Annotated in this window: 14 protein-coding genes, 1 tRNA gene, 1 other RNA gene and 1 riboswitch; of the genes, 7 read left to right on the forward strand and 9 right to left on the reverse strand. The window is 70.4% G+C overall.

Annotation, left to right across the window (positions count from 1 at the left end; all coding sequences use genetic code 11):
* The 6 genes from ABD907_RS11510 to ffs form a co-directional block, all read right to left on the reverse strand.
* Nucleotides 1-325 (reverse strand): DUF7927 domain-containing protein (locus ABD907_RS11510; protein WP_345216404.1); only part of this gene is annotated, 325 nt, incomplete at its 3' end.
* A gap of 3260 nt (nt 326-3585) precedes the next feature.
* The gene (locus ABD907_RS11515; protein WP_345216405.1) at nt 3586-4650 is read right to left on the reverse strand and encodes an aspartate-semialdehyde dehydrogenase; all 1065 of its coding nucleotides are present in this window, start codon (nt 4648-4650) and stop codon (nt 3586-3588) included.
* Nucleotides 4647-5921: an aspartate kinase gene (locus ABD907_RS11520; protein WP_345216422.1), complete on the reverse strand. Its 1275-nt coding sequence runs from the start codon at nt 5919-5921 to the stop codon at nt 4647-4649. Before ABD907_RS11520 ends, ABD907_RS11515 begins: the two co-directional genes overlap by 4 nt.
* Nucleotides 5922-6250: 329 nt before the next feature.
* Entirely contained in the window at nt 6251-6850 is a 600-nt protein-coding gene (gene recR, locus ABD907_RS11525) for a recombination mediator RecR (RefSeq protein ID WP_345216406.1), read from the reverse strand.
* A 9-nt stretch (nt 6851-6859) separates the two neighbouring features.
* The gene (locus ABD907_RS11530) at nt 6860-9454 is read right to left on the reverse strand and encodes a DNA polymerase III subunit gamma and tau (RefSeq protein ID WP_345216407.1); all 2595 of its coding nucleotides are present in this window, start codon (nt 9452-9454) and stop codon (nt 6860-6862) included.
* Between the two features lie 87 nt (nt 9455-9541).
* Nucleotides 9542-9638, reverse strand: an RNA gene (gene ffs / locus ABD907_RS11535) — signal recognition particle sRNA small type.
* Nucleotides 9639-9926: 288 nt separating this feature from the next.
* Between ffs and ABD907_RS11540 the strand changes: the two genes are divergently transcribed.
* The 4 genes from ABD907_RS11540 (at nt 9927) to ABD907_RS11555 (ending at nt 12704) form a co-directional block, all read left to right on the forward strand.
* Nucleotides 9927-10011: transfer RNA gene (locus ABD907_RS11540), tRNA-Ser, on the forward strand.
* A 630-nt stretch (nt 10012-10641) separates the two neighbouring features.
* Nucleotides 10642-10815, forward strand: a riboswitch (cyclic di-AMP (ydaO/yuaA leader).
* Nucleotides 10816-10924: 109 nt separating this feature from the next.
* Nucleotides 10925-11638: a C40 family peptidase gene (locus ABD907_RS11545; RefSeq protein ID WP_345216408.1), complete on the forward strand. Its 714-nt coding sequence runs from the start codon at nt 10925-10927 to the stop codon at nt 11636-11638.
* A 58-nt stretch (nt 11639-11696) separates the two neighbouring features.
* Nucleotides 11697-12020, forward strand: a complete 324-nt coding sequence (locus ABD907_RS11550; protein WP_345216409.1) for a type II toxin-antitoxin system VapB family antitoxin — start codon at nt 11697-11699, stop codon at nt 12018-12020.
* A gap of 36 nt (nt 12021-12056) precedes the next feature.
* The gene (locus ABD907_RS11555) at nt 12057-12704 is read left to right on the forward strand and encodes a LytR C-terminal domain-containing protein (RefSeq protein WP_345216410.1); all 648 of its coding nucleotides are present in this window, start codon (nt 12057-12059) and stop codon (nt 12702-12704) included.
* A 25-nt stretch (nt 12705-12729) separates the two neighbouring features.
* On the opposite strand, the gene ABD907_RS11560 is transcribed toward ABD907_RS11555, so the two are convergent.
* Nucleotides 12730-14031: a uracil-xanthine permease family protein gene (locus tag ABD907_RS11560; protein WP_345216423.1), complete on the reverse strand. Its 1302-nt coding sequence runs from the start codon at nt 14029-14031 to the stop codon at nt 12730-12732.
* Between the two features lie 164 nt (nt 14032-14195).
* Here ABD907_RS11560 and ABD907_RS11565 point away from each other — a divergent pair, with 164 nt between their 5' ends.
* The 3 genes from ABD907_RS11565 (at nt 14196) to ABD907_RS11575 (ending at nt 16514) form a co-directional block, all read left to right on the forward strand.
* Nucleotides 14196-14693: a DUF4190 domain-containing protein gene (locus tag ABD907_RS11565; protein ID WP_345216411.1), complete on the forward strand. Its 498-nt coding sequence runs from the start codon at nt 14196-14198 to the stop codon at nt 14691-14693.
* A gap of 8 nt (nt 14694-14701) precedes the next feature.
* Nucleotides 14702-15433, forward strand: a complete 732-nt coding sequence (locus ABD907_RS11570; RefSeq protein WP_345216424.1) for a glutamine amidotransferase — start codon at nt 14702-14704, stop codon at nt 15431-15433.
* Nucleotides 15434-15515: 82 nt separating this feature from the next.
* Complete coding sequence (locus ABD907_RS11575; RefSeq protein ID WP_345216412.1) at nt 15516-16514, forward strand: bile acid:sodium symporter family protein; 999 nt, start codon at nt 15516-15518, stop codon at nt 16512-16514.
* A gap of 8 nt (nt 16515-16522) precedes the next feature.
* Here ABD907_RS11575 and ABD907_RS11580 read toward each other — a convergent pair whose 3' ends face one another.
* A complete protein-coding gene (locus tag ABD907_RS11580) occupies nt 16523-18412 on the reverse strand; it encodes a choice-of-anchor I family protein (protein ID WP_345216413.1) in 1890 nt (629 codons plus the stop codon).
* A 589-nt stretch (nt 18413-19001) separates the two neighbouring features.
* Nucleotides 19002-21662 carry a helix-turn-helix transcriptional regulator gene (locus ABD907_RS11585; RefSeq protein WP_345216414.1) on the reverse strand — a complete coding sequence of 887 codons (2661 nt, stop codon included), beginning with the start codon at nt 21660-21662 and terminating at the stop codon, nt 19002-19004.
* Nucleotides 21663-21671: the final 9 nt, after the last annotated feature.

The following is a 21671-nucleotide window of genomic DNA, read 5'->3' on the forward strand; positions in this document are numbered from 1 at the left end:
CGTTGTAGACCGCGTCATCGAGCACGTCCTCGGTCAGGTCATCGGTGAACCACGCACCCGCGGGCACCGGACCCTCCTGAGTGACCGCGACCGTGTACTCGATCGTCTCACCCGGCCGCACCGTCGAACCCGACACCGGATCCGCCGACTTCGCCACCGTGTAGTCCGTGACCACCAACGCCGCCGACGTGCGCATCACCAGCTCGGTGTGCTCCGCCCGCGCCTGCGCCGAGTTCACATACACATCCTGCGGCTGCGCGTCCTGGGTGGTGATCACCACCTGGAAGGAGAACGACCCACCAGAGACCAGCTCACCACCAATCACCCGGATCGCCGTCGGATCCGCCGGCTTCGTGNCCGGATCGCCGTCGGATCCGCCGGCTTCGTGGTCGACCAGCCCACCGTGTTACCCGCGATCGTGCCGGCCGCGCCGTTCGACGCATCCGCCGGGTCGTCAGACAAATCCGCAACGTCGGCGTCGGTGTAATACACCGTCCCACCATTGTTCAGCACCACATCGTCGAGGCTGTAGTCACCCGAGAACGCGGTACCACGCTGATCACCGTTGTACGGAAGAATGTCGATCGTGTCCGTGAACGACTGCGACTGCGGATCATTCGACTCGATCTCCACCGTCCACGAACCCGTGCCCACCCCATCACCATTCTGGTTCGGGATGAACTCCACATCCGCCGTCTTCAAAATCGTCGTATAACCATTGGTGCTCGTGGTGACGGTCTCTCTGGCCGGCCCCGAGGACTCACCGCCATAGGAGGACACCGCCGTGTTCGTCAACTGCGTGCCCGGCTCCACGTCGGGCTCCGCGAACGCCTGATACCTCAGCTCGTGCTCGACGTTCGTCGCCACACCATCCAACGTCCACGTCAGTACCTGACGACCCTGAGCATCCAGCGTCACCGCCGGATCACACGCCACCGCCGCATCCTCAGGCCCGCACATCGCCGAACCCGGCTCGTACGTCATGTCCAGCGGCAACGTGTCCACGATCTCGTAGTCGTCGACCTCGTCCGGGATGATCCCCTGGCCGGTCGCCGAGTACGTCAACATGAAGTCCGCCGGCACACCCGGCGTCACCGTCGACCGCTCCGCCGACTTCTCGATATACGGCACCGCCCTGGCAATCCGCACGATGTCCCGGCTACCGGTCGTCGCCGCGTAACGAGCACCAGGCGTCGGAGTCGGTCTCATACGGTCGTCATACCCGTCACCGTCTCCCACCCAGGTGCCGTTGATGAGTGCCGTGCCGAACATCCACACGTCCTGGCCGATCGGCACGTCGTCGTTGACTCGAGTCTGTGCGAACACTGAGAGCCACTGAGCGTCCAGGTCCCCGTATGTCGAGTGCTCGAACTGGATGCGGACGGCCTTGACGTCCGCCAGGCTGCTCGGCGTGGTGGTCCAACCGGCAGTGCCGCCGCAGTTGAACGCATCCGGGTTGTAGTTCGCGTTGGTCGGGTCGACCAATCCGTGATTGCCCACGTAGTACTCGATCGGGATCGAGTCGACGAAGAAGCGCCGGTCGACCACGTTGTACCCCTGCACGGCCGCCGCCCCCCACGGGTCGCCCGTGTCGACCATCGTCACGAACCGCGTGTCGAGTGCCACGCAGCTTCCGTACATGGCCGTACCGGGCACGTCGTCTCCGGAGTGCGCATTCGTGGTGTTCTGCTGCAGGACCGTTCCCGGCGCCACCCGGTACGTGTCGTCCCAGGGCTGACCACCCGACTGCGTGTACCGCCGCTGCCATGCTGCTGACCAGCCGCCGGGACGCGTATATGTCTTGTTCGTCTGGTTGTTCTCGTCTGGGTCGGTGAACGTTTGGTCTTCACTGACCGGTGACTCGTACGTCACGGGCTCAACATCAACAGCGATCGAGCCCCCCTGGTCCGTGTTGACTCGGAACCAGAGCGATCCGCTGGCGACGTAGTCCCAGTTCGGTGGCAGCGGCCGCCCGCCGCCGCTACCAGCGTCGTGGGTGGGCGAGCGGCGCAGGGAGTAGTCGATGCCGCTCAGCGTCAGTTCGAACACGCCGGGCGTGACCTCGGTGAGTTCGCATGTGTCAACGAAGTTCGTGCTCCGGTGCGCCTGCGGACGGTCCGCTGGGATGTGCGAGTAGGGGTGCCCGTTGGCGTTGGCGAGATCGAACGGGCTGCAGCCCTTGAGCCCGGAGCGGGGGTGGAAGCCGACCTGGACGTTTCGCTGGTCCGCATCCTCGACGGTCAGCCGGTATGTGATGGGGTCCGGACCAGGGTCGGAACCCTTGCCCAGCCGCAGCGACCACTGGACGTCGACGTCGACGTAGTCCGGCTCGTCGATGGGGGTCCACTGCTCGAAGTTCGTGTTCTGCCCGAGGTGGAGGTCCATCACGAACGGGTTCTCGATCGGGATGGGGTCGAGCTCGACGGTCTCTCCGCCGGGGCTCGTGCCGTCGAGCACGACTTCCTCATCAGTGACACCGTTGGCGACCACCGGAGTCTGGACGGCCAGCGCGGTGCCCATCGCCACGGTGCCGAAGTTGCACGTCAGGGTAAGGCCGTCCTCGGAGATGCTCGACGGCGTGGCGACTCCCTCGGTCAGGCAGATGTCCGGGATCTCCTGGAAAACGGCCTTGGCCACGGTGAACGTGGCCGTGACCTCATCGACCGGCTCGTTGCTGGGCGGCACGTTCGCGTCGTTGACGTTGACCCGCCAGTCGGCGACCACCGGGTTCCCTCGTGAGATGGTTCCGGGCGCGTCCACCCACGTTCCGGTGATCTCGTACTCCGGCGTGGCGGCCAGAGGCTCGACGTCCTCGGCGGCCAGCGGCGCGACAGTGGAGCTCGCGGACTCCTCAGCCTGCTCGCCACTGTCGCCGGTCGACGTCTCGGATCCCGGGGACTCATCGGTCCCGGCCTCCGCGTCCCGGCTCGTTGCATCCTCGCTCGACTGGCGGGCCTCGTCCGCCGGAGTGGTGTCGCCGCCATCCTCGGCGGGACCCGCGGTGGCGTCCTCCTCGGCGGGAGGCACGGTGGCGTCCTCCTCGGTGGGAGCCACGGTCGAGTCATCGGCCTGCTCACCGTTCGTGGACCCCGAAGTCGACGTAGGCAGTTCCGGGTCCGTCCCGGCCTCGCTCTCGGACTCCTCCGCAGCGACGGAAGTCTCGTCCGCCGCCTCGGCCGTGGTCTCCTGAACAGTGTCGGCGGCGGCAGGGGCAACGATGGCGCCCATACCGACCGTGCCGAATACGAGGACCAGGAGCATGCTGGCCCACCGTGTCATCACGCTGCGACGGTGTTCCGGGCCAGTTCTTCCCGAACCTCGCCTATGGATAGTTGAACGCACGACGACCCCCCTACGTAGCCCGCGAACCCATGAAGAAGGTGGCGAGACGAACAGTTGTCGCCTTTTATGGCAGACGCCACAGGTGTTCCAGCTCAATGGGGGTGCAGTGCGCCCAAATTTCACCCTCCGTTTCACCCTGGCGGTGCCCGAGAACGAGGGTCGAGCGGCGCCGAAGCCCTCCGGCCACGATGGGCGCGAAGGGCTCCGGCGGGCTTTGATCGAGCTGGCGGGCCGCCGCGGCGGCTATGCGCCGACGAGTTCGGCCGCGAGGAGCTCGGCGATCTGAATCGTGTTGAGCGCGGCTCCCTTGCGCAGGTTGTCGCCGGTGACGAAGAGCGCCAGTCCGTGGCCGTCGGGCACGGAGTGGTCCGGTCGGATGCGCCCCACGTAGCTCGGGTCCGCGCCGGCGGCCTGCAGCGGCGTCGGGACGTCGGACAGTTCCACGCCGGGCGCGTTCGCGAGCACCTCGCGGGCGCGGTCGGCGGTGATGGCCCGGGCGAACTCGGCATTGATCGACAGGGCGTGCCCGGTGAACACGGGCACCCGCACGCACGTGCCGGACACGGGCAGCGAGGGGAGCTCGAGGATCTTGCGGGATTCGTTCCGCAGCTTCTGCTCCTCGTTCGTCTCTCCGGAGCCGTCGTCGACGATCGAGCCGGCCATCGGGACGACGTCGAACGCGATCGGGGCGACGTACGCCTCGGGCGCGGGGAAGGTGACGGCGGAGCCGTCCAGGGTCAGTGCCGCGACGTCCTGCTCGACGGCGGCACGGATCTGACCCTCGAGCTCGCGCACCCCGGAGAGCCCGGAGCCCGACACGGCCTGGTAGGTCGAGACAACGAGGCGTTCGAGGCCGGCCTCGGCGTCGAGCGCCTTGAGGACGGGCATCGCCGCCATCGTGGTGCAGTTCGGGTTCGCGACGATGCCCTTGGGGCGGTCGGCGAGCGCGTGCGGGTTGACCTCGGAGACGACGAGCGGGACCTCCGGGTCGGTGCGCCACGCGGACGAGTTGTCCACGACGACGGCGCCGGCGGCCGCGAAGCGCGGTGCGTGCTCGCGCGACGCGGTCGCACCGGCCGAGAACACGGCGATGTCGATGCCGCTCAGATCAGCCTTCGCAACATCCTCGACCTCCACGTCCTCGCCGCGGAACGGCAACGTGGTCCCGGCCGAGCGGGCCGACGACAGGAACCTGATGGCCCGTGCCGGAAAGTTCCGCTCCTCGAGCAGCGTCCGCATGACGCGACCGACCTGGCCGGTGGCGCCGACCACCGCGATGGTGACTCCGTCCTGCTGGGTGGTGCTCATCGGCCGGTCCCTCCGTAGACGACTGCCTCGGTCTCTTCGGCATCGAGTTCGAACGCCGTGTGCACGGCACGCATGGCGGTCTCGAGGTCCTCGGCCCGGGTGACGACCGAGATGCGGATCTCCGAGGTGGAGATCATCTCGATGTTCACGCCGGCCTCCCAGAGGGCGCCGAAGAGCCGCGCGGAGACGCCGGGGTGGGAGCGCATGCCGGCACCGACCAGCGAGAGCTTGCCGATCTGGTCGTCCCACCGGACCTCGCTGTACTGCAGCAGGTCGACGGCGTCGGACAGGGCGTCCAGGACGGCGCGACCGTCGGACTCGGGCAGCGTGAACGAGATGTCGGTACGCCCGGTCCCGTGCGTCGAGACGTTCTGAACGATCATGTCGATGTTCGCGCCGGCGCCGGCGACGACCTCGAACAGCCGGGCGGCGATTCCCGGTACGTCGGGGACGTCGACGACCGTGATCTTGCCTTCGCTGCGATCGTGCGTGACACCGGAGATGATCGGCTGTTCCATGGTTTCCTCCTGACCCGGGGCGGTCTCGTCCGTGACCCAGGTCCCTTCCTTGTCCGAGAACGATGAACGCACGTGGAGCGCCACGCCGTAGCGGCGGGCGAACTCGACGGCCCGCAGGTGCAGGATCTTCGCGCCGTTGGCGGCGAGCTCGAGCGTCTCCTCGTAGGTGATGTGCCCGATCTTGCGGGCCGTGCTGACGATGCGTGGGTCGGCCGTGAACAGACCGTCGACGTCGGTGAAGATCTCGCAGACGTCGGCCTCGAGCGCGGCGGCGAGCGCGACGGCGGTCGTGTCGGAGCCGCCCCGGCCCAGCGTGGTCACGTCGTTGAGCTCGTTGACGCCCTGGAACCCGGCGACGATCGCGACCTGTCCTTCGTCGATCGCGTTGGTGATGCGCTCGGGACCGATGGCGACGATCGACGCCTTGCCGTACCGCGTGTCGGTGCGCAGGCCGGCCTGCTGGCCCGTGTAGGAGTGCGCCGGGACGCCCAGCTCGGTGACGGCCATGGCGAGGAGCGACATGGAGATGCGCTCCCCCGCGGTGAGCAGGATGTCCATCTCTCGCGCCGGGGCGTCCTTCGTGATCTGGCCGGCGAGGTCGAGGAGGTCGTCCGTCGTGTCACCCATCGCCGAGACGACCACGACGACGTCGTGACCTGCCTTCTTCGTCTCCACGATCCGACGAGCGACACGCTGGATACTGGCTGCGTCCGCTACGGACGAGCCTCCGAACTTCTGCACGACTAGGGCCACGGGTAGGAACAACTCCAGGAGTGGACGACATACGCCGGCCGCGTGTCAGGACGGCCGCGTGGACCGGTCCATAGTACGGACGTACCCTCGTGCGCGGAACGGCACTATCCGACTACCGGACGGCGGCGCGCGCAACATCTTGACGTCACGGCGACGTGCGTCCGTCGCCGAGGGCACATCCGGCAGGCGGACGGAACGTTGGCGTGCTGCCGTCGATTGCCGTCGGCGTTTGCGCACGGAAACCGCCCGACCGGCTCGGCCGGCGCCCGTCGCGCTGCTTGCTGATAGCGAACTGGCTTTGTCGTGGACGCCCGGCGCCTGTATGAGGCTCAGGCCTCGACGCGGCGGCGGCCCTCGAAGGCCCGGCCGAGCGTCACTTCGTCGGCGTACTCCAGGTCCCCGCCGACCGGCAGCCCGGACGCGAGCCGGGAGACGGCGATGCCCATGCCGCGCAGCATCCGGGCGAGGTAGGTGGCGGTCGCCTCGCCCTCGATGTTGGGGTCGGTGGCGAGGATCACTTCCTCGACCTGGCCGTCGGCGAGGCGAGTCATGAGCTCGCGGATCCGCAGGTCGTCCGGTCCGACGCCGTCGATCGGATTGATGGCGCCGCCGAGTACGTGGTACCGGCCTCGGAACTCTCGGGTCCGCTCGATGCTGACCACGTCCTTGGGCTCCTCCACGACGCACAGGATGTCGGAGGTACGGCGGGTATCGGTGCAGATCCGGCACTGCGGCTGCTCGGAGACGTTGCCGCAGATCTCGCAGAACCTCACCTTGGCCTTGACGTCGGTGAGGGCGCGCGAGAGCCGCTCGACCTCCTCGGCGTCGGAGGCGAGCACGTGGAATGCGATGCGCTGAGCGCTCTTGGGTCCTACGCCGGGAAGCCTGCCGAGCTCGTCGATCAGATCCTGGACCGCACCTTCGTACACCTGGTCAGCCTACGTCCGGGTTCCGTCGGTGGAGTCGATCTCCTCGATGACGGTGCCGCCCAGGAGCTGGGCCACCAGGGGCGCGCCGACCATGCCGGACCGCTCGGCGTCGGGGTCGTCGGCGGAGGGCACGTCATCCGCCGGGGAAACGCGGGGGTGTGGGGCCGCGACGGGAGCCGAGGACGCGGAGGGAGAGGACCCGGACGTTGCGATGCCCTCCGTCGTCCTGACGGCGGACTGTGGCTGCGCTCGCACGGAGGCGGACTGTGGCTCGGCTGGCTCGGGGTCGTCCTCGGCGGGCTCGGCGGGCTCGGACGGTGCCGCCGGCGCGGGTCCGGCGTCCGGTCCCGGACGCTGCGCGCCCGAGTGCTGCGGTCGCTGGGCGGCCTCCGGCGGCCGCTGAGCGGCGCCTTGGGGCTGCGTGCCTCGAGGTTGCTGAGTTCCGGCGGGCCGGGCAGAAGGTACGGCGGGTCCCGCCGAGCGCTCGGCGGCCGGGCCGGCCGAACCCGCGCCGCCCGCCGGCTCACCGGTGTCGGGCGAGGACGCCGATACCGATCGTGCCGGGGTAGCGGGCGAAGCCCAGCTGGTGCGGGCGTCGGCGACGGCGGAGGGTGACGCCACCGGCCCGGACGGCGCGGGTGCTCCTGCGGGACCGCCTCCGGAGCCCGGCTCGTCGACCACACCCTCGACGCGCAGCTGCAGCCCGAGGGTCTCGACAAGCGCGCGCTCCACGTGCTCGGCATGTGCGCCGTTGCGGAAGGTCGAGGCCAGTCCGGAGGTGCTGAAGAGGAGACGCAGCGTCCCGTCGCTCACGCCGCCGACCTGAGCGTTCTGGGACACCAGCGCCCACGTCCCGCGCCGCAGACGGGCCAGTGTGGCGACCACCTCCGACCAGCGGCGCCGGATCATCTCGGCGTCGGCTCCGGGCTCCGTGCGCTGGGGTTCGGCGGACGCGCGTTCGCCGGGCACAGGTTCGGCGGGCACGGGCTCGCCTGTCGCGGCCATCGACGGTACGGGCTCCGACGTCTCCGGCTCGGGCTGTGCCGGCTCGTGGGGTCCGGAATCGGCCGGTGCGGGAGCCGACACCTCGGGCGCGGCCGGCTCTGCGGCGGCGGGCGACTGGGCGGCAGGGGGCTCGACGGTCGCGGCGTCCCAGGTGGCCGGGGCAGCGGAGGCAGCCGGGGCAGCGGGGGCGGCCTGAGAACTCTCTGCGGCGTTCGGCGCGGCAGCCGGATCCATCCGCGGACGCTGTGTCTGCTCGACAGCAGGAGCTTGCACCGCCGGAGCGGCCGGCGCGGGTGCCGGCATCGGCTGCACCTGCTCGGACGGCTCCGCCGGCTCGGTGGGCGGTGTCGGCTGCAGCGGCGCCATCGCCGGCCGGCCGCCGGACGGTGCCGGCACGGCCGAGGAGGGCGAGGAGTCGACGGCGGGCCCGTTTCCGCCGTGGGCCAGCTGGCGCTCTACCCGGTCCAGGCGGGCGCCGAAACCGGCGTCGCCGTCGTCCGCGCCCGGCAGCAGCAGGCGTGCGCAGAGCAGCTCGAGCTGCAGGCGCGGCGAGGTCGCGCCGCTCATCTCGGTCAGTGCGTCGTTGACCAGGTCAGCCGCACGGGAGATCTGTGCCCCGCGCAGGTGCTGCGCCTGGGCCCGCATGCGCTCGAGCTGGTCCTCGGGCAGGCCGCGGAGCGCAGCGGCGGCGTGGTCGCCGGCCATCGCGATGACCACGAGGTCGCGAAGGCGCTCCAGCAGGTCCTCGACGAACCGGCGCGGGTCGTGCCCGGACTCGATGACCCGGTCCACGACCCGGAACAGGCTCGCGCCGTCCCGGGCGGCGAGGGCGTCGACGACGTCGTCGAGCAGCGCTGCGTCGGTGTACCCGAGGAGCGCGATGGCGCGGTCGTAGTCCAGGCCGCCCTCGGCGGCACCGGCCAGCAGCTGGTCGAGCACCGACAGGGTGTCCCGCACAGACCCGCCGCCGGCACGGACCACCATCGGCAGCACACCCCCGGCCACCTGCACACCCTCGGCCTCGCAGAGGCGCTCGAGGTAGCCGAGCAGCTGCTCGGGCGGGACCAGCCGGAAGGGGTAGTGGTGGGTCCGGGAGCGGATCGTGCCGATGACCTTCTCGGGCTCCGTCGTCGCGAAGATGAACTTCACGTGCTCCGGCGGCTCCTCGACCAGCTTGAGCAGCGCGTTGAAGCCCTGGGCGGTGACCATGTGCGCCTCGTCGAGGACGAAGATCTTGTACCGGTCACGTGCCGGTGCGAAGCTGGCCCGCTCGCGCAGCTCGCGAGCGTCGTCCACGCCGTTGTGGGACGCCGCGTCGATCTCGACGACGTCGAGGGAGCCGGGTCCGCCACGCGCCAGCTCGACGCAGGAGGCGCACTCGCCGCACGGGGTGTCCGTGGGGCCCTGGGCGCAGTTGAGGCAACGTGCCAGGATGCGGGCCGAGGTCGTCTTGCCGCAGCCACGCGGTCCGGAGAAGAGGTAGGCGTGGTTGGCGCGGTCCGCCCGCAAGGCCGCCGTCAGGGGCTCGGTCACGTGCCCCTGACCGATGACCTCCTGGAAGGTCTCGGGCCGGTAGCGGCGGTATAGGGCAGTGCTCACCCATCGAGGTTAGCCGCGCTCACCCACACGTGGCACACACCGTTCGCCTGCGGTGGACGGCGGCGGCCACGAACCTCCCGTCGGGCATGAAGGGACCCCCCGTGCACCCGCCAGAGCTCACCTACCCTTGCTGCCTTCCGGCCCTGGGGGAGTTCGGCAAGATGACGCCGCACGAGGGGTCGATCTCCGATCTTACGGACCCCGGTGCAACGGCGTCCAACCTCGCGGGTTCGCGCACGTGGGAGATCGGTCACGTCGGCACCCCGGCCGACCGGGTGAACGAGTGACCGGCCGACCGGGTGCCCGGGTGCCCGGGTGACCCGGGTGACCCGGGTGACCCGGGTGACCCGGGTGACCGACCGCACCGTGCCGGCCGGGTGACGGAACCCACCCGGCAAACCGGCATCGGCAGGTCGAGGTGCGCGCCCGCCGTCGGGTACTCTCGACAGCCGACGCCGAAAGGCGTCTCCCAGGAGGATTCGCCTAGTGGCCTATGGCGCACGCTTGGAAAGCGTGTTGGGTTAACGCCCTCGGGGGTTCGAATCCCCCATCCTCCGCACTGTGATGTCGCAAGACATCGGCGACAGCCCGAACCGTCGTGACTCGTGCCTGTCTTTGTCGGGGCCTGCTGACATGAGGTCGGGCCGTAACGACCGCCCACCAGCGGCGTGACTAGCGAAGGCCATGCCTTCCAGACCCGCACCACTCCCGCGGCACACCTGCCAGAAGCCCGCCGCAACCGGGCGCACCGGGCGGGCCACCGCGCACCGCAGCAGGCAGCGTTCGTGACAACAGCGGCGTGACTAGCGAAAGCCATGCCTTCCAGACCCGCACCACTCCCGCGGCACACCTGCCAGAAGGCCACCACGGAGCCCGCGCTACGTGCGCTCCCGACGCCTTGTCGAGCAAGTTCGCGCCACGCCGCGCCGCGCCGTACCTTGCACGCCACGCCGTGCCGTTCCACGCCACGCCCTGCCGTGCCGCGCGGTGTCGCGCCACGCCGGAGCGACCAGGGCGGGTCGAGGCCCCGGATCTCGCCGTTCTCGGGGCACATCGAGGCCCAGAGTTACCACTCTGTCCACAATTCGTGATCGAAACGTGACATTCGGTGCCGCTTCCGCTAGCGTCGACATCGCTCCACGAACCCTCCTGGTGGAGTCTCCGAGGCGGTCAGCCAAACCCTGCCGTCGCCTTCGGAGCCGGTGCGAACAGATCAGTCGGCAGGGACGGGGGAACCAGGTGTGCCGGCCTCCATCGCGGGAGGCCTTGGGGTGAAGCACCGGGCCCGCACAAGGGTCCGTGCCGGGCTGCTCCTGCCCGAACCCGACAGCTCACCCCGTAGGTGGTCTAGGAGAGGTACGTTCATTGTCTGAGGTCATGAAGCGCCGGGCCGGTCGGCACCGCGCTCCCGTCACACCTGTCTCTGGTCTCTCGTTCTCCAAGGTTCGGGCCCGTCGTGGTGTCCTGACGATGGCGTCCTCGTCGCTGGCTCTGACGATGGCCGCGTCGTCCGCGGCCGCCGCGCCCGAGACGTCCACCACCGAGGCCCAGCCCCGTGTCGACGTCACGGCCGTCACCGAGCAGGCGCGCGCGGCGCTGGTCACCACGCCGGCGGTCGAGACGCCCGCTGACGTCAGCTGGTCCGTCGAGGCGGCCGCCGCCGAGGCGACGCCCCCGCCTCCGCCGCCCCCGCCGGAGCCCGAGCCGGAGCCGGAGCCGATCGTCGAGCGCACCACCGAGACCTCGCGCGACACCTACCGCGAAGACGTCTCGAGCGAGGTGACGGCGGAGACCGCCGCCGAGCCGGCACCCGAGCCCGAGCCCCAGACCCAGGCGGCCCCGTCGTCCGGCGTGGGCTCCTCGATCGTCGGCATCGCCCGCCAGTACGTCGGCGTCCCGTACGTCTACGGCGGCGCCAGCCCGTCCGGATTCGACTGCTCCGGCTTCACCATGTACGTCTACGCGCAGGCCGGCATCTCGCTGCCGCGCTCCTCGGACGCACAGCGCTACGCCGGGACCGTCGTCTCGGCCTCCGAGGCGCAGCCGGGTGACCTCGTCTGGTCCCCCGGCCACGTCGGGATCTACACCGGCAACGGCCAGCACATCGCCGCCCGCAGCCCGGGCACGGGGCTGTACGAGTCCCCGATCTACATGTCCAACCCCGTCTTCATCCGCGTCGCCTGAGCGGTGCGACGTGCGGCGCCGGACCGACATGCCGGTCCGGCGCCCGTAGGATGTTCGCGTGATCTTCAAGGGTGTCGGGGACGCACGTCCGTATCCCGACCACGGGCTGGAGACCGACCGCGACTGGGCCGACATCCCACCGCGACAGGTGCGCCTTGACGAGCTCGTGACCACCAAGAGCACGTTGGACCTGCGTCAGCTGCTCGCCTCGGACTCGACGTTCTTCGGCGACCTCTTCGCCCACGTCGTCTCCTGGCGCGGCGACCTCTACCTGGAGGACGGGCTGCACCGCGCCCTGCGTACCGCCCTTCACCAGCGGCTGGTCCTCCATGCCCGCGTGCTCGAGCTCGACGACGAGGGGCGTCCGTCCGCGGCCCGGTAGCGTTGGTATCCCGACGCGTCAGTTACGGTTCCCCCTGTGACAGCCCCTACCAGCTCCAGCGAGGCCCGAGCGGCGCGCCGGCGTCGCGTCCAGCAACGCCAGACCGTCGTCTTCGGTGGTCTGGTCACGATTCTGCTGGTGGTCGCGCTCGTCGCTGGGGCGATGTGGACGGGGCTGCTCCCTTCGCCGCTCGCTCGGGAGTTCTCGAGCGCGGAGCCCACCGACGAGCCGATCGTCCGGCCGTGTCTGCCGGAGGACGCCACGCCGATGCCGCTGTCCAGCATCACGGCCAACGTCTACAACGGCACGGACCGGCCCGGGCTGGCCGGCGAGACGAGCGACGCCCTGAGTGTCGCCGGCGTGCTCATCAACCAGGTGGCCAACTGGCCCCAGGGCGCATACGGCGGCGCCACCCAAATCGTCGCCGGACCGCTCGGCGTGCGGGCCGGCTACTCGCTGGCGCGGGTCTTTCCCGACGCGGTCGTGGCGCTCGAGAGCAGCCGCGAGGACAAGTCGGTCGACGTCGTCCTCGGCGCGGAGTACGACGGCATGCTCAGCGAGGACGAGATCGCCAACCTGGATCCCGACGAGCAGCTGGTCGCGCCCCAAGACTGCGAGCCAGTCGAGACACCGTCCCCGGAAGCGTCCCCCGAGGCGTCCCCCGAAACATCGCCAGAAGGCTGAGCGAACCGTTCTCGTCCGGTGCCCGTCAGCGGGCGGCACCTTCCGGCGCGGGCTCTTCGACGGTGTCCGGGCTCGTGCCCCGCGCCCGGGAGATCACTCGCATGAGGTGGTAGACCCCGATCGCGGCCCCCGAGCCCAGCGCGATGCCCTCGAAGAGCATGTTCCCGGCGCTCCAGGAGTAGTTGGCGATGCCGAGAACGAGGGCGACGGCGACCGGGTAGAGGTTGACCGGGTGCGAGAAGTCGACGCGGTTCTGCACCCAGATGCGCACGCCGAGCATGCCGATCATCCCGTACAGGACCGTGGCGGCACCGCCGAGGACGCCGGCGGGCACGGTGTTGATGAGCTCGCCGAACTTCGGTGACAGGCTCAGCACGAACGCGAACCCCGCGGCGACGACGTAGGCGGCCGTCGAGTACACGCGGGTCGCGGCCATGACGCCGATGTTCTCGGCGTACGTGGTCGTGCCCGAGCCGCCCCCGGCGCCGGCCAGCGTCGTGGCCAGGCCGTCCGCCATCAGCGCCCTGCCCATGACCGGGTCCAGGTCCCGGCCCGTCATGGCCGCGACCGACTTCACGTGCCCGACGTTCTCGGCGATCAGGACGAGGACCACGGGCAGGAACAGCCCGAGCAGGGCGGGGTCGAAGGTCGGCGCAGTGAACTCCGGCAGGCCGAACCACGCCGCCTCGTCGATCGCGGACGTGTCCACCTCGCCACGGAAAAGCGCCATGACATAGCCGGCGACGACGCCGAGCAGGATCGACAACCGTCCGAGGAAGCCGCGGAAGACCACGGCGGCGAGGATGATCGCCGCGATCGTGACGGCAGCGGTCACCGGACCTTCCTGGACGTTGCCCCAGGCGGCCGGCGCCAGGTTGAGCCCGATGAGCGCCACGATGGCGCCGGTCACGACGGGCGGCATGACGACGTCGATCCATCGCGCCCCGGCGACGTGCACGATCAGGCCGACGATCGCCAGCATGACACCGACGACGAGGATGCCGCCGAGCGCGGCGGACATGCCGGCGGCACCGGTCGCGGCACCGATCGGCGCGAGGAACGCAAAGCTCGACCCGAGATAGCTCGGCACCCTGCCGGCGGTGATGATCAGGAACAGCAGGGTGCCGACGGCGGAGAAGAACAGCGTGGTCGCGGCGGGGAACCCGGTGATCAGCGGGACGAGGAACGTCGCGCCGAACATGGCGATCACGTGCTGGGCGCCGATCCCGATCGTCAGCGGCCAGCTGAGCCGTTCCTCCGGTGCGACCACCTCGCCGGGCGTGATGTGCCGCCCGTCGCCGTGCACCGTCCACAAGTTGCGCGCCATCATGGCGCCTCCCTCCGCTGCTTCTCGCGGCACAGAGTAGTGCGCGCGAGGCGAGCGACCGACCCGCGCCCACGGCGACACCCGCCGGGCGATGCGCCGCCGCGGCCAGGTGCGCCTCGCGCCGTCGCCCTGTGCGATCCTGGGTTCCGGTCGGACGGAGGGGCATGAGCACAGGCACAGCTGGGGACGGGGACCGGCCGGGAGTCGCCGGGCAGCGGCGCGAGCCGGAGAACCCGTTCGCCGCGCCGTCGTCTCCGCGGCCGCCGACGGACCCGTACGGCAGCTACGGCGCCGCACCGACGCACGACCACCGCCAACCGGCCGACCCGCGGCAGCTCGGCCCGCCGGGGACCGATCCGGCCCGTCCGGGCCAGGAGCCGTTCCTCTTCCCCGGCACGGAGCACGGCGGTGCGCCCGCCGTGCTCGACGGCCCCGGCTACACCACGCAGGAGCCGGCGAACCACCCGCTCGCGGTCGCCGCGATCGTGCTCGGCGTGCTGTCGGTGGTGCCGGGCATCGGCATCGCGGCGGTGGTCTGCGGGCACGTGGCCCTGCAGCGGCTGCGAACCGGCTACTACGGAGGGCGAGGGCTGGCCACCGCCGGGCTGGTCCTCGGGTATGCGCTCACGGTGCTGTGGGCGCTGCTCGCGCTGGCGCTGTGAGCGCCTCGGTGAAGCCGTTCCTGCTCGTCGCCACCCGGACCGAGGACGCCGCCGCAGACGGTGAGTACGCGGCCTTCCTGCACTACAGCGGCCTGGACGAGTGCGACCTCGTACGTGTCCGCGTCGAGTCCAACCCGCTGCCGGACATCGACCTCGACGACTGGTCGGGCATCATGCTCGGCGGCAGCCCGTTCACCAGCTCCATCCCGGTCGAGCACAAGTCCGACACCCAACGGCGGGTCGAGCACGAGCTCGGCGGGCTCCTGGAACGGCTCGTCGACGCCGACTTCCCGTTCTTCGGCGCCTGCTACGGGGTCGGCACCCTCGCCCGTCACCTCGGAGCGGTCCTCGACGACACCTACGCGGAGCCCATCGGCCCGATCACGGTCGAGGTGACCGACGACGGCGCCGCGGACCCGTTGCTGGACGGCTTCCCTTCCGCCTTCACGGCATACGTCGGGCACAAGGAGGCGGTGACGAAGCTCCCACCGAGGGCGGTCCTGCTGGGGCGCGGCGAGGTCTGCCCGGTGCAGATGTTCCGGGTCGGCAACAACCTGTACGGCACCCAGTTCCACCCCGAGCTCGACGAGCCCGGGATCATCGAGCGCATCGGCATCTACCGCGACGCCGGCTACTTCGACCCCGCCGAGCAGGCCGAGGTCGAGGCCCGGGTCCGCGGGGTGGACGTGAGCGTGCCTCAAGGGCTCATCTCGGCGTTCGTCGAGCGGTACGCCCGCTGACCCAGCACGCCGTCCAGGCCGACGTCCCACCACTCGGGCCGGGGACCGGATGTGCCGGCACGGGGGAGCATCATCGGCGCCCATGAGCACCGTCGGACCGACTCCCCCGAACGAAGATGACGCCGCCGCTGCCGAGCCCGGCATCCCGGCCGAGGAGCGCAGCGGTCGCATCGCCGTGACGGTCTTCCCGATCCTCATCCTCGCCGGCGCGGCCCTGGGATTCCTCCTGCCCGAGACGTTCACCGGCCTCGCCCCCGCCATCAACCCGTTGCTGGGCGTCATCATGTTCGGGATGGGGCTGACCCTCACGCCCCCGGACTTCAAGCTGGTCGTCCGGCGACCCCTGCCGGTGCTGCTCGGTGTGGTCGCACAGTTCTCGATCATGCCGCTGCTGGGCCTAGCGGTCTCCGTGCTGCTCGGGCTGGACCCCGAGCTCGCGGCGGGCGTCATCCTCGTCGGCTGCGCGCCGGGCGGCACCGCGTCCAACGTCGTGGCGTTCCTGGCGAAGGGTGACACCGCCCTGTCGGTGACGATGACCTCGGTCTCCACGCTGCTGGCGCCGCTCCTGACGCCAGTGCTCGCCCTGTGGCTGGCCGGCCAGTACATGCCCGTCGACGGCGTCGGCATGGCGATCACCATCGTGCAGATCGTCCTGCTTCCTGTGGGACTCGGTCTCGCCGTCCGGCTGCTGCTGCCCCGGCTGACGGTCCGGGCGCTGCCGGTCCTGCCGTGGATCTCGGTCACCGCGATCGCCGTCGTGGTCGCCGCCGTGGTGGCGGGCAGCGCGGACCGGATCATCGAGGCGGGCCTGCTGGTCCTGGCCGCCGTCGTGCTGCACAACTGCCTGGGCTACGCCGTCGGCTACGGCTTCGCGGCCCTGACGCGTCAGCCGGAGCGGGTGCGTCGGACGATGTCCATCGAGGTCGGCATGCAGAACTCCGGGCTTGCCGCCGGTCTCGCCGACGCGTACTTCAGCCCGCTGGCGGCCCTGCCGGGCGCCGTGTTCTCCGTCTGGCACAACGTGTCAGGATCGATCGTCGCGGCGGTGCTCCGCCGTCGTGCGATCGAGCCACCAGACTGATTCCGACGTCAGACGGACCGGCGTCGGAACCAGATCCCGGCGGCGCCCGCACCGACCAGCCCGACGGCGACCAGTGCCGCCACCGTAGTGCCGGTTCCGGTCTCCGGCAGCGTGTCGAGCGTCCCGTCGTCCCCCGGTGGCGTGCCCTCGTCGGTCCCCGTCGGCTGCTCGGTCGGCTGCTCGGTGGGCTCCTCGGTGATCGAGGTGACGGAGAAGTAGGTGGTCGTCCCGGAGACCTCGTTGCCGACGATCACCATGGCATCGCCGATCGGGCTGTCCGCGGCCGGGACGAACGCCAGGCCCTCCGGACCTAGATCGCCCGCGGCAGCGAGCGCGGACGCCGGGTCGTCGGCGTCCTCGACCGAGTACGCGAAGTCGCGGTTGTTGACGTAGGTCACGAACGTGGCGCCGGCCGGGTCCGTGATGTCGTAGACCATGAGCCCGCCGACCCGCTCGAGGCCGACGAACGCGTACGTGCGGCCGTCGACCTCGCCGACGGTGACGCTCTCGGGCTCGGGGCCCTTCGCGTCGCTGCGGCCCTCGAGGTTCGTCTCGCCGTGGTCGGAGTTGAAGTACTCGGGGATGGTCTCGGCGACGATCTGCTCGAAGTCGTCCCCGGAGTCGAACACCTGCTCCCCCTCGGTGGTCCAGATGGAGAACGACCGGCCCCCGTAGGAGTACAGCTCCTCGAAGCAGCTGCCGTCCTCGCGCAGCCCCAGGTCGGTGACGACCTCGAGACGCCCGAGGTCGGTGTCCTCGGTCAGGCCGGCGAGCGGGCTGTGCGCGCAGAGGGCGGGTGCGTCCGTCTCCTCGGCGTCGCCCAGGTCCTTCACGCGTGCTCCGTCGACGTAGTCGCCCCACTCGCGGGCGTCGCCCTCGTTGGCGGTGACGAGATAGGTCTGCCCGCCGGTGGTGTAGGCGTCCATCCCGTCGGGCATGTACACGCCGTTCAAGCCAGGGTGCGTCGCGATGTTGACGATCGGGGCGTCCTCCGGGTCGCGGTCCGAGGCGTCCAGCCCGTTGCCCTCGCGCGAGTGGTCCTTGAAGCCCAGCGGCCAGATGTCGGTGACGGTCGCCGTCGCCAGGTCGACGACGGCGACCGCGTTGGCCTCCTGGAGCGCCGCGTACGCGGTGCCGGTGCCGTCGACGGCGACGTACTCGGGCTCGAGGTTCTGCGAGACGGGGAAGGAGTCGCCGTCGGGCGTGGGCACCTCGGGACCGAAGAGCCGCACGTCCTCCGGCAGGGTGCGCGGCCCGCCCTCCTCGAAGCCGCGGAAGTCTGCGATGGCGACGGCGTCCTGGGAGGGGGCGGCGACGTCGTCGGGCAGCGTCACGACGCCGACCGAGCCCTCGGGGTCGACACTGAAGTCATCGGCCGGCTCTCCCTCGTCGGCGACGACGGCGTAGGCGCCGTCGGGTGAGATGGTCACCATGTCGGGCAGCGCGCCGACGCGGACGGCGCCCAGGGCCCCGCCGTCGCCCGCCGCGTCGAAGAACACGAGCCAGCCGGCGGCGGTCTTGTCGCCGTTCTCGACCGCGACGACGCCGAGCCCGTCGTCGCGGATGGCCACGGAGTTCGCGATGGCGCCCTCGCTGACGACCGAGCCGTCGTCGGAGGCGACGCCGACCGTCTCGACGTCGAAGAGCTTGGTCGGACCGGCCGGGTCCGAGGCGTCCAGCACCTCCACAAGGCCCTGCGCCGCGTTGACGACGACGGTGCGCTGCGTCGCGGCGTGGAAGACCACGATCTCGGCGGCGCTCTCGTCGAAGATGCCGGTCTCGTAGGAGCCCATCGGGTCGAGCTCGAGCGCGGCGTCGGAGGCGGAGGCGACGACGGGTTCCTCGACGACGGCGGCGCCCGCGGCCACCGCCGCGGCCAGCAGCAGCCCGGTCGTCATGCCGGCACCGAGCAGGAACGGAGGGAGGGGAGATGACCGAAACACGTGCGACCCTTCGGGGGCGGGCGAGGACATACGCACGTTAGGGGTCGCCGATGACCGGCTCATGAACAGCAGGTTTCCGAGGAGCGGAAAGCCTTGACACCCACGATGACGTCCCGATCGGGTCGGGTGTGCTTGTTCTATCGGCCGCGGGGCGGCGCCGGAGCGCTCCTGCTCCCCCCCGCGGGGCAGGAGCGCTCCCGGGCTTCAACCGGTCGGTGCCGTAGCTCGTGCTGCCACCGCCGGCGATCAGCGCGTTCGATGCTGGAACCGGCGGTAATCGGTCAGGTTCGGGCCTGTTCGTGACGGGCCTGCCCTGCCGCCGCCTGGGGGTGCGGCGGCCGGGCAGGCCCGAGTCTTTGTTGAGCACGCTCAGCAAGGCCGTCATCATGCCTGACCCAGCTGCGCGCGGGAGATGCGTCAACCGTGGCATGCCACGCTTCGGCTACGAGCACCTCGAGAGTGTTCCCCGCCACATTTCACCCCGCAGTTCACCCCGGCCAGTTCGCCGACCGTGGGGTACTGCCGCCAACGGTGCTGCGCCGCGCTAGTCCTCCTCCATGGACGACGCTGTCTGTTCCGCGGAGCCCCTCGGAACAGATCGGTCCTCGTCCAGCAGGCCGAGGTGGTACGCCACCGCGATGGCGTCGTCACGCCCACGCACGTTCAGCTTGCGGTAGAGGGAACGCAGCTGGGTCTTGACGGTATTGGGCGAGACGACGAGGCGAGCGGCGATGTCGGAGGTGCTGTTCGACTCGACGAGCGCACGGAGCACGACGCGCTCCCGCTCGGTGAGCGTCACGGACGTTGCCCGCGACGGTAGGACGTCCGGCACCTCCTCGACGTCACCGAGGCTTTCCGTGACGAAGGCAAGGCCGCGCTCCTCGGCGAGGTCCCGGAGCCCCACGAGGTCGGCGCGTGGGACGAGAGCCAGGTGCGCACGTAGGCCGCAGTCGATCGCCAGGGCGGCCATCTTCTCCAGGGCGGCCACCGCCGTCTCCACGCGACCCGCACGCCACGACGACGCCGCGACAAGAAGGTGGCTCACAGCAGCGACCCTCGGGCCGGTGCCCGCGCTCTCCCCCCGCGCGAGCACACCGAGCACCTTGTCGTGCTCGCCGGTCAGCAGCGCGAGCAGGCCGCGCAGACAGGCGACGAGCGGGCTCTTCGCCGGCAGGGACCCCAGCAGTCGCTCCGCCACGCCGGCTCGCCCCTCGGACAGGTGGAGCAGCGCCGTGACCGCGTCGAACGTCCGTCTGTCGTTCGAGGACAGCTGCTGCCGGCCGGTCTCCGTGCTCGAGTAGCGATGCAGTCTTTGCAGACCCAGCGCCGCCCGCTGGTTGCCGAAGTCGCCGAGCGCCTGGATCGCGACGAAGATCGGCCGGTACTCGAGCGTCTCCATGTGCGGTGCCAGCACCCGGACATGGCGCTGGGCGCCGTCGAAGTCGAAAGTTTCCAAGGCCTCGATCGCCCTGGCCAGATGGAACAGCGCGCCGGGGTAGTCATCACGGGCTGCCGCCGGCCAATGCCCCTCGTCGACGAGGGCCATGCTGTCGCGCGCCATCGGCATGTCGCCGAGGAGTGCGTTCATCGCCGCATCGGCCGAGACGGTCGTCAGCGCGGGCGTGGCGGGCAGCGCCGCCAGGTCCGCCAGGTTCTCCGTCAACGCCTGCTGCGCCTCGGCCAGGTGGCCAGCTCTGAGCAGGGTCAGCGCGTTCTGGATCCGGAGCGAACCGACCTGCTCACCGAGTGGTGCCAGCTGTCCCTGGTCGCCGGCGTCGAGAAGGCGGATCGCACGCCGAGCCGCTGCGGCGCCCTGCGACGGCCGCCCGGTAAGCCGGAGGCCGACGCTCTCGACCGTGGCCAACGCCGCTCGTTCTGCCCGCGGAGCCCGCGCCCCGACGAGCTTGGCCGAGGTGATCGCCATGGTGAAGTACTCAACGGCACGGACTCGCTTCGTCCGGTCCGCGTAGGCGCCGATCGCGAGTGCCAGGGTGATGAACGGGTACCTGGGCAGGACGTGTGTCGGCACGTGTACCAGGATCTCGTAGAGTCCCCGCTGCCTGAGCAGCGTGATGGCGTTGGCGAGAAGAATGTCGGACGCCAGCTTGACGTCCTGAGCGGCCACGGCATGGCGGATCGCCATCTTCGGCGCTCCGCGCCGGAGGTACCACTGCGCGGTGGCGAGCCGGATATCCGTCAGCTCGTCGCCGAGGTAGCCCTGCACCTTGCTGACGACCGTCTCGCGGATGATCGGGTGGTATCTGTAGAGCGGTCCCGTGACGTCCTCTGAGCGCATGAGGAACCCGCTGGCCTCCAGGGCCTCCAGGTGACTCTCGGCATCGTGGCAACCACTCAGCTGCCGTGCGAGCGACAGATCGAACTCCTCGGGGATGCAGGTCCGGAGCAGGAACCCTCGGCGCGACTGCGACGTACCCCTGAGCAGATCGAGGAGCACGTCGTGAGCCACACCAGGGCTCTCGGCTGTCTCGTGCGCACCGGCGGCCTCGGGCTCCCGGTGGAGCGCGAACGCACGCAGCAGGAGCGGGCTCCCGCCCGATGCATGGTGCACGCTCCCCACATCGATCCGCCCGATCACCCCCAGCTTCGAGAACACCCGAGCGGTCTCGTCAACGGTGAAGGCGAGGCCGTCCGGACCGATGACCCGGCGATCGACGCGCGCCCCGACGACGGGGCCTTCCAGTGCCGTGGCGGTGCGGGCCCCCACCACCACGGTCAGGCGCGGGCACGCCACGAGGAGCTCGACGAGGTCGTCCACGACCTCCTCGTTGGTCACGTGGTGAAAGTCGTCGAGGACCACGAGCAACTGAGCACGTAGCCGACCGAAGGCCCGCAGCAACAACGATCGGATGTCCGTGACCGCATCGACCGAGGAGATCAGGTCGTCAAGGTCGGACCCCGGGCACGCGAGGCCCGCATCACCGATCTTCTTGGACACGGCGGCCCACAGTGCCTGACGGGTGCACGTGTCCTTGCCGACACTGACCCACACTCCGTCGACAGCGATGTCTTCCGTCCACTGGGCGATGAGTACTGTCTTGCCACTCCCGCCGGGACCACGCACGACGGTCAGCGGCGTCCTGATATCGAGTCGGCCAAGGAGCCGACCGCGGGGGATCAGTCCAGTCGGCAACCGAGGTGCTCCGTAGACGGCACGACGGACAGGGTTGCCTAACTCTAGAATCACAGGGCGTTA

It is taken from the genome of Georgenia halophila (assembly GCF_039541595.1).

Excerpts from the sequence above, each read along its gene's own strand:
- ABD907_RS11515 (WP_345216405.1), bottom strand. The coding sequence starts at position 4,650 with ATGAGCACCACCCAGCAGGACGGAGTCACCATCGCGGTGGTCGGCGCC.
- ABD907_RS11545 (WP_345216408.1), top strand. The coding sequence starts at position 10,925 with ATGGCGTCCTCGTCGCTGGCTCTGACGATGGCCGCGTCGTCCGCGGCC.
- ABD907_RS11560 (WP_345216423.1), bottom strand. The coding sequence starts at position 14,031 with ATGGCGCGCAACTTGTGGACGGTGCACGGCGACGGGCGGCACATCACG.
- ABD907_RS11565 (WP_345216411.1), top strand. The coding sequence starts at position 14,196 with ATGAGCACAGGCACAGCTGGGGACGGGGACCGGCCGGGAGTCGCCGGG.
- ABD907_RS11575 (WP_345216412.1), top strand. The coding sequence starts at position 15,516 with ATGAGCACCGTCGGACCGACTCCCCCGAACGAAGATGACGCCGCCGCT.
- ABD907_RS11580 (WP_345216413.1), bottom strand. The coding sequence starts at position 18,412 with ATGACGACCGGGCTGCTGCTGGCCGCGGCGGTGGCCGCGGGCGCCGCC.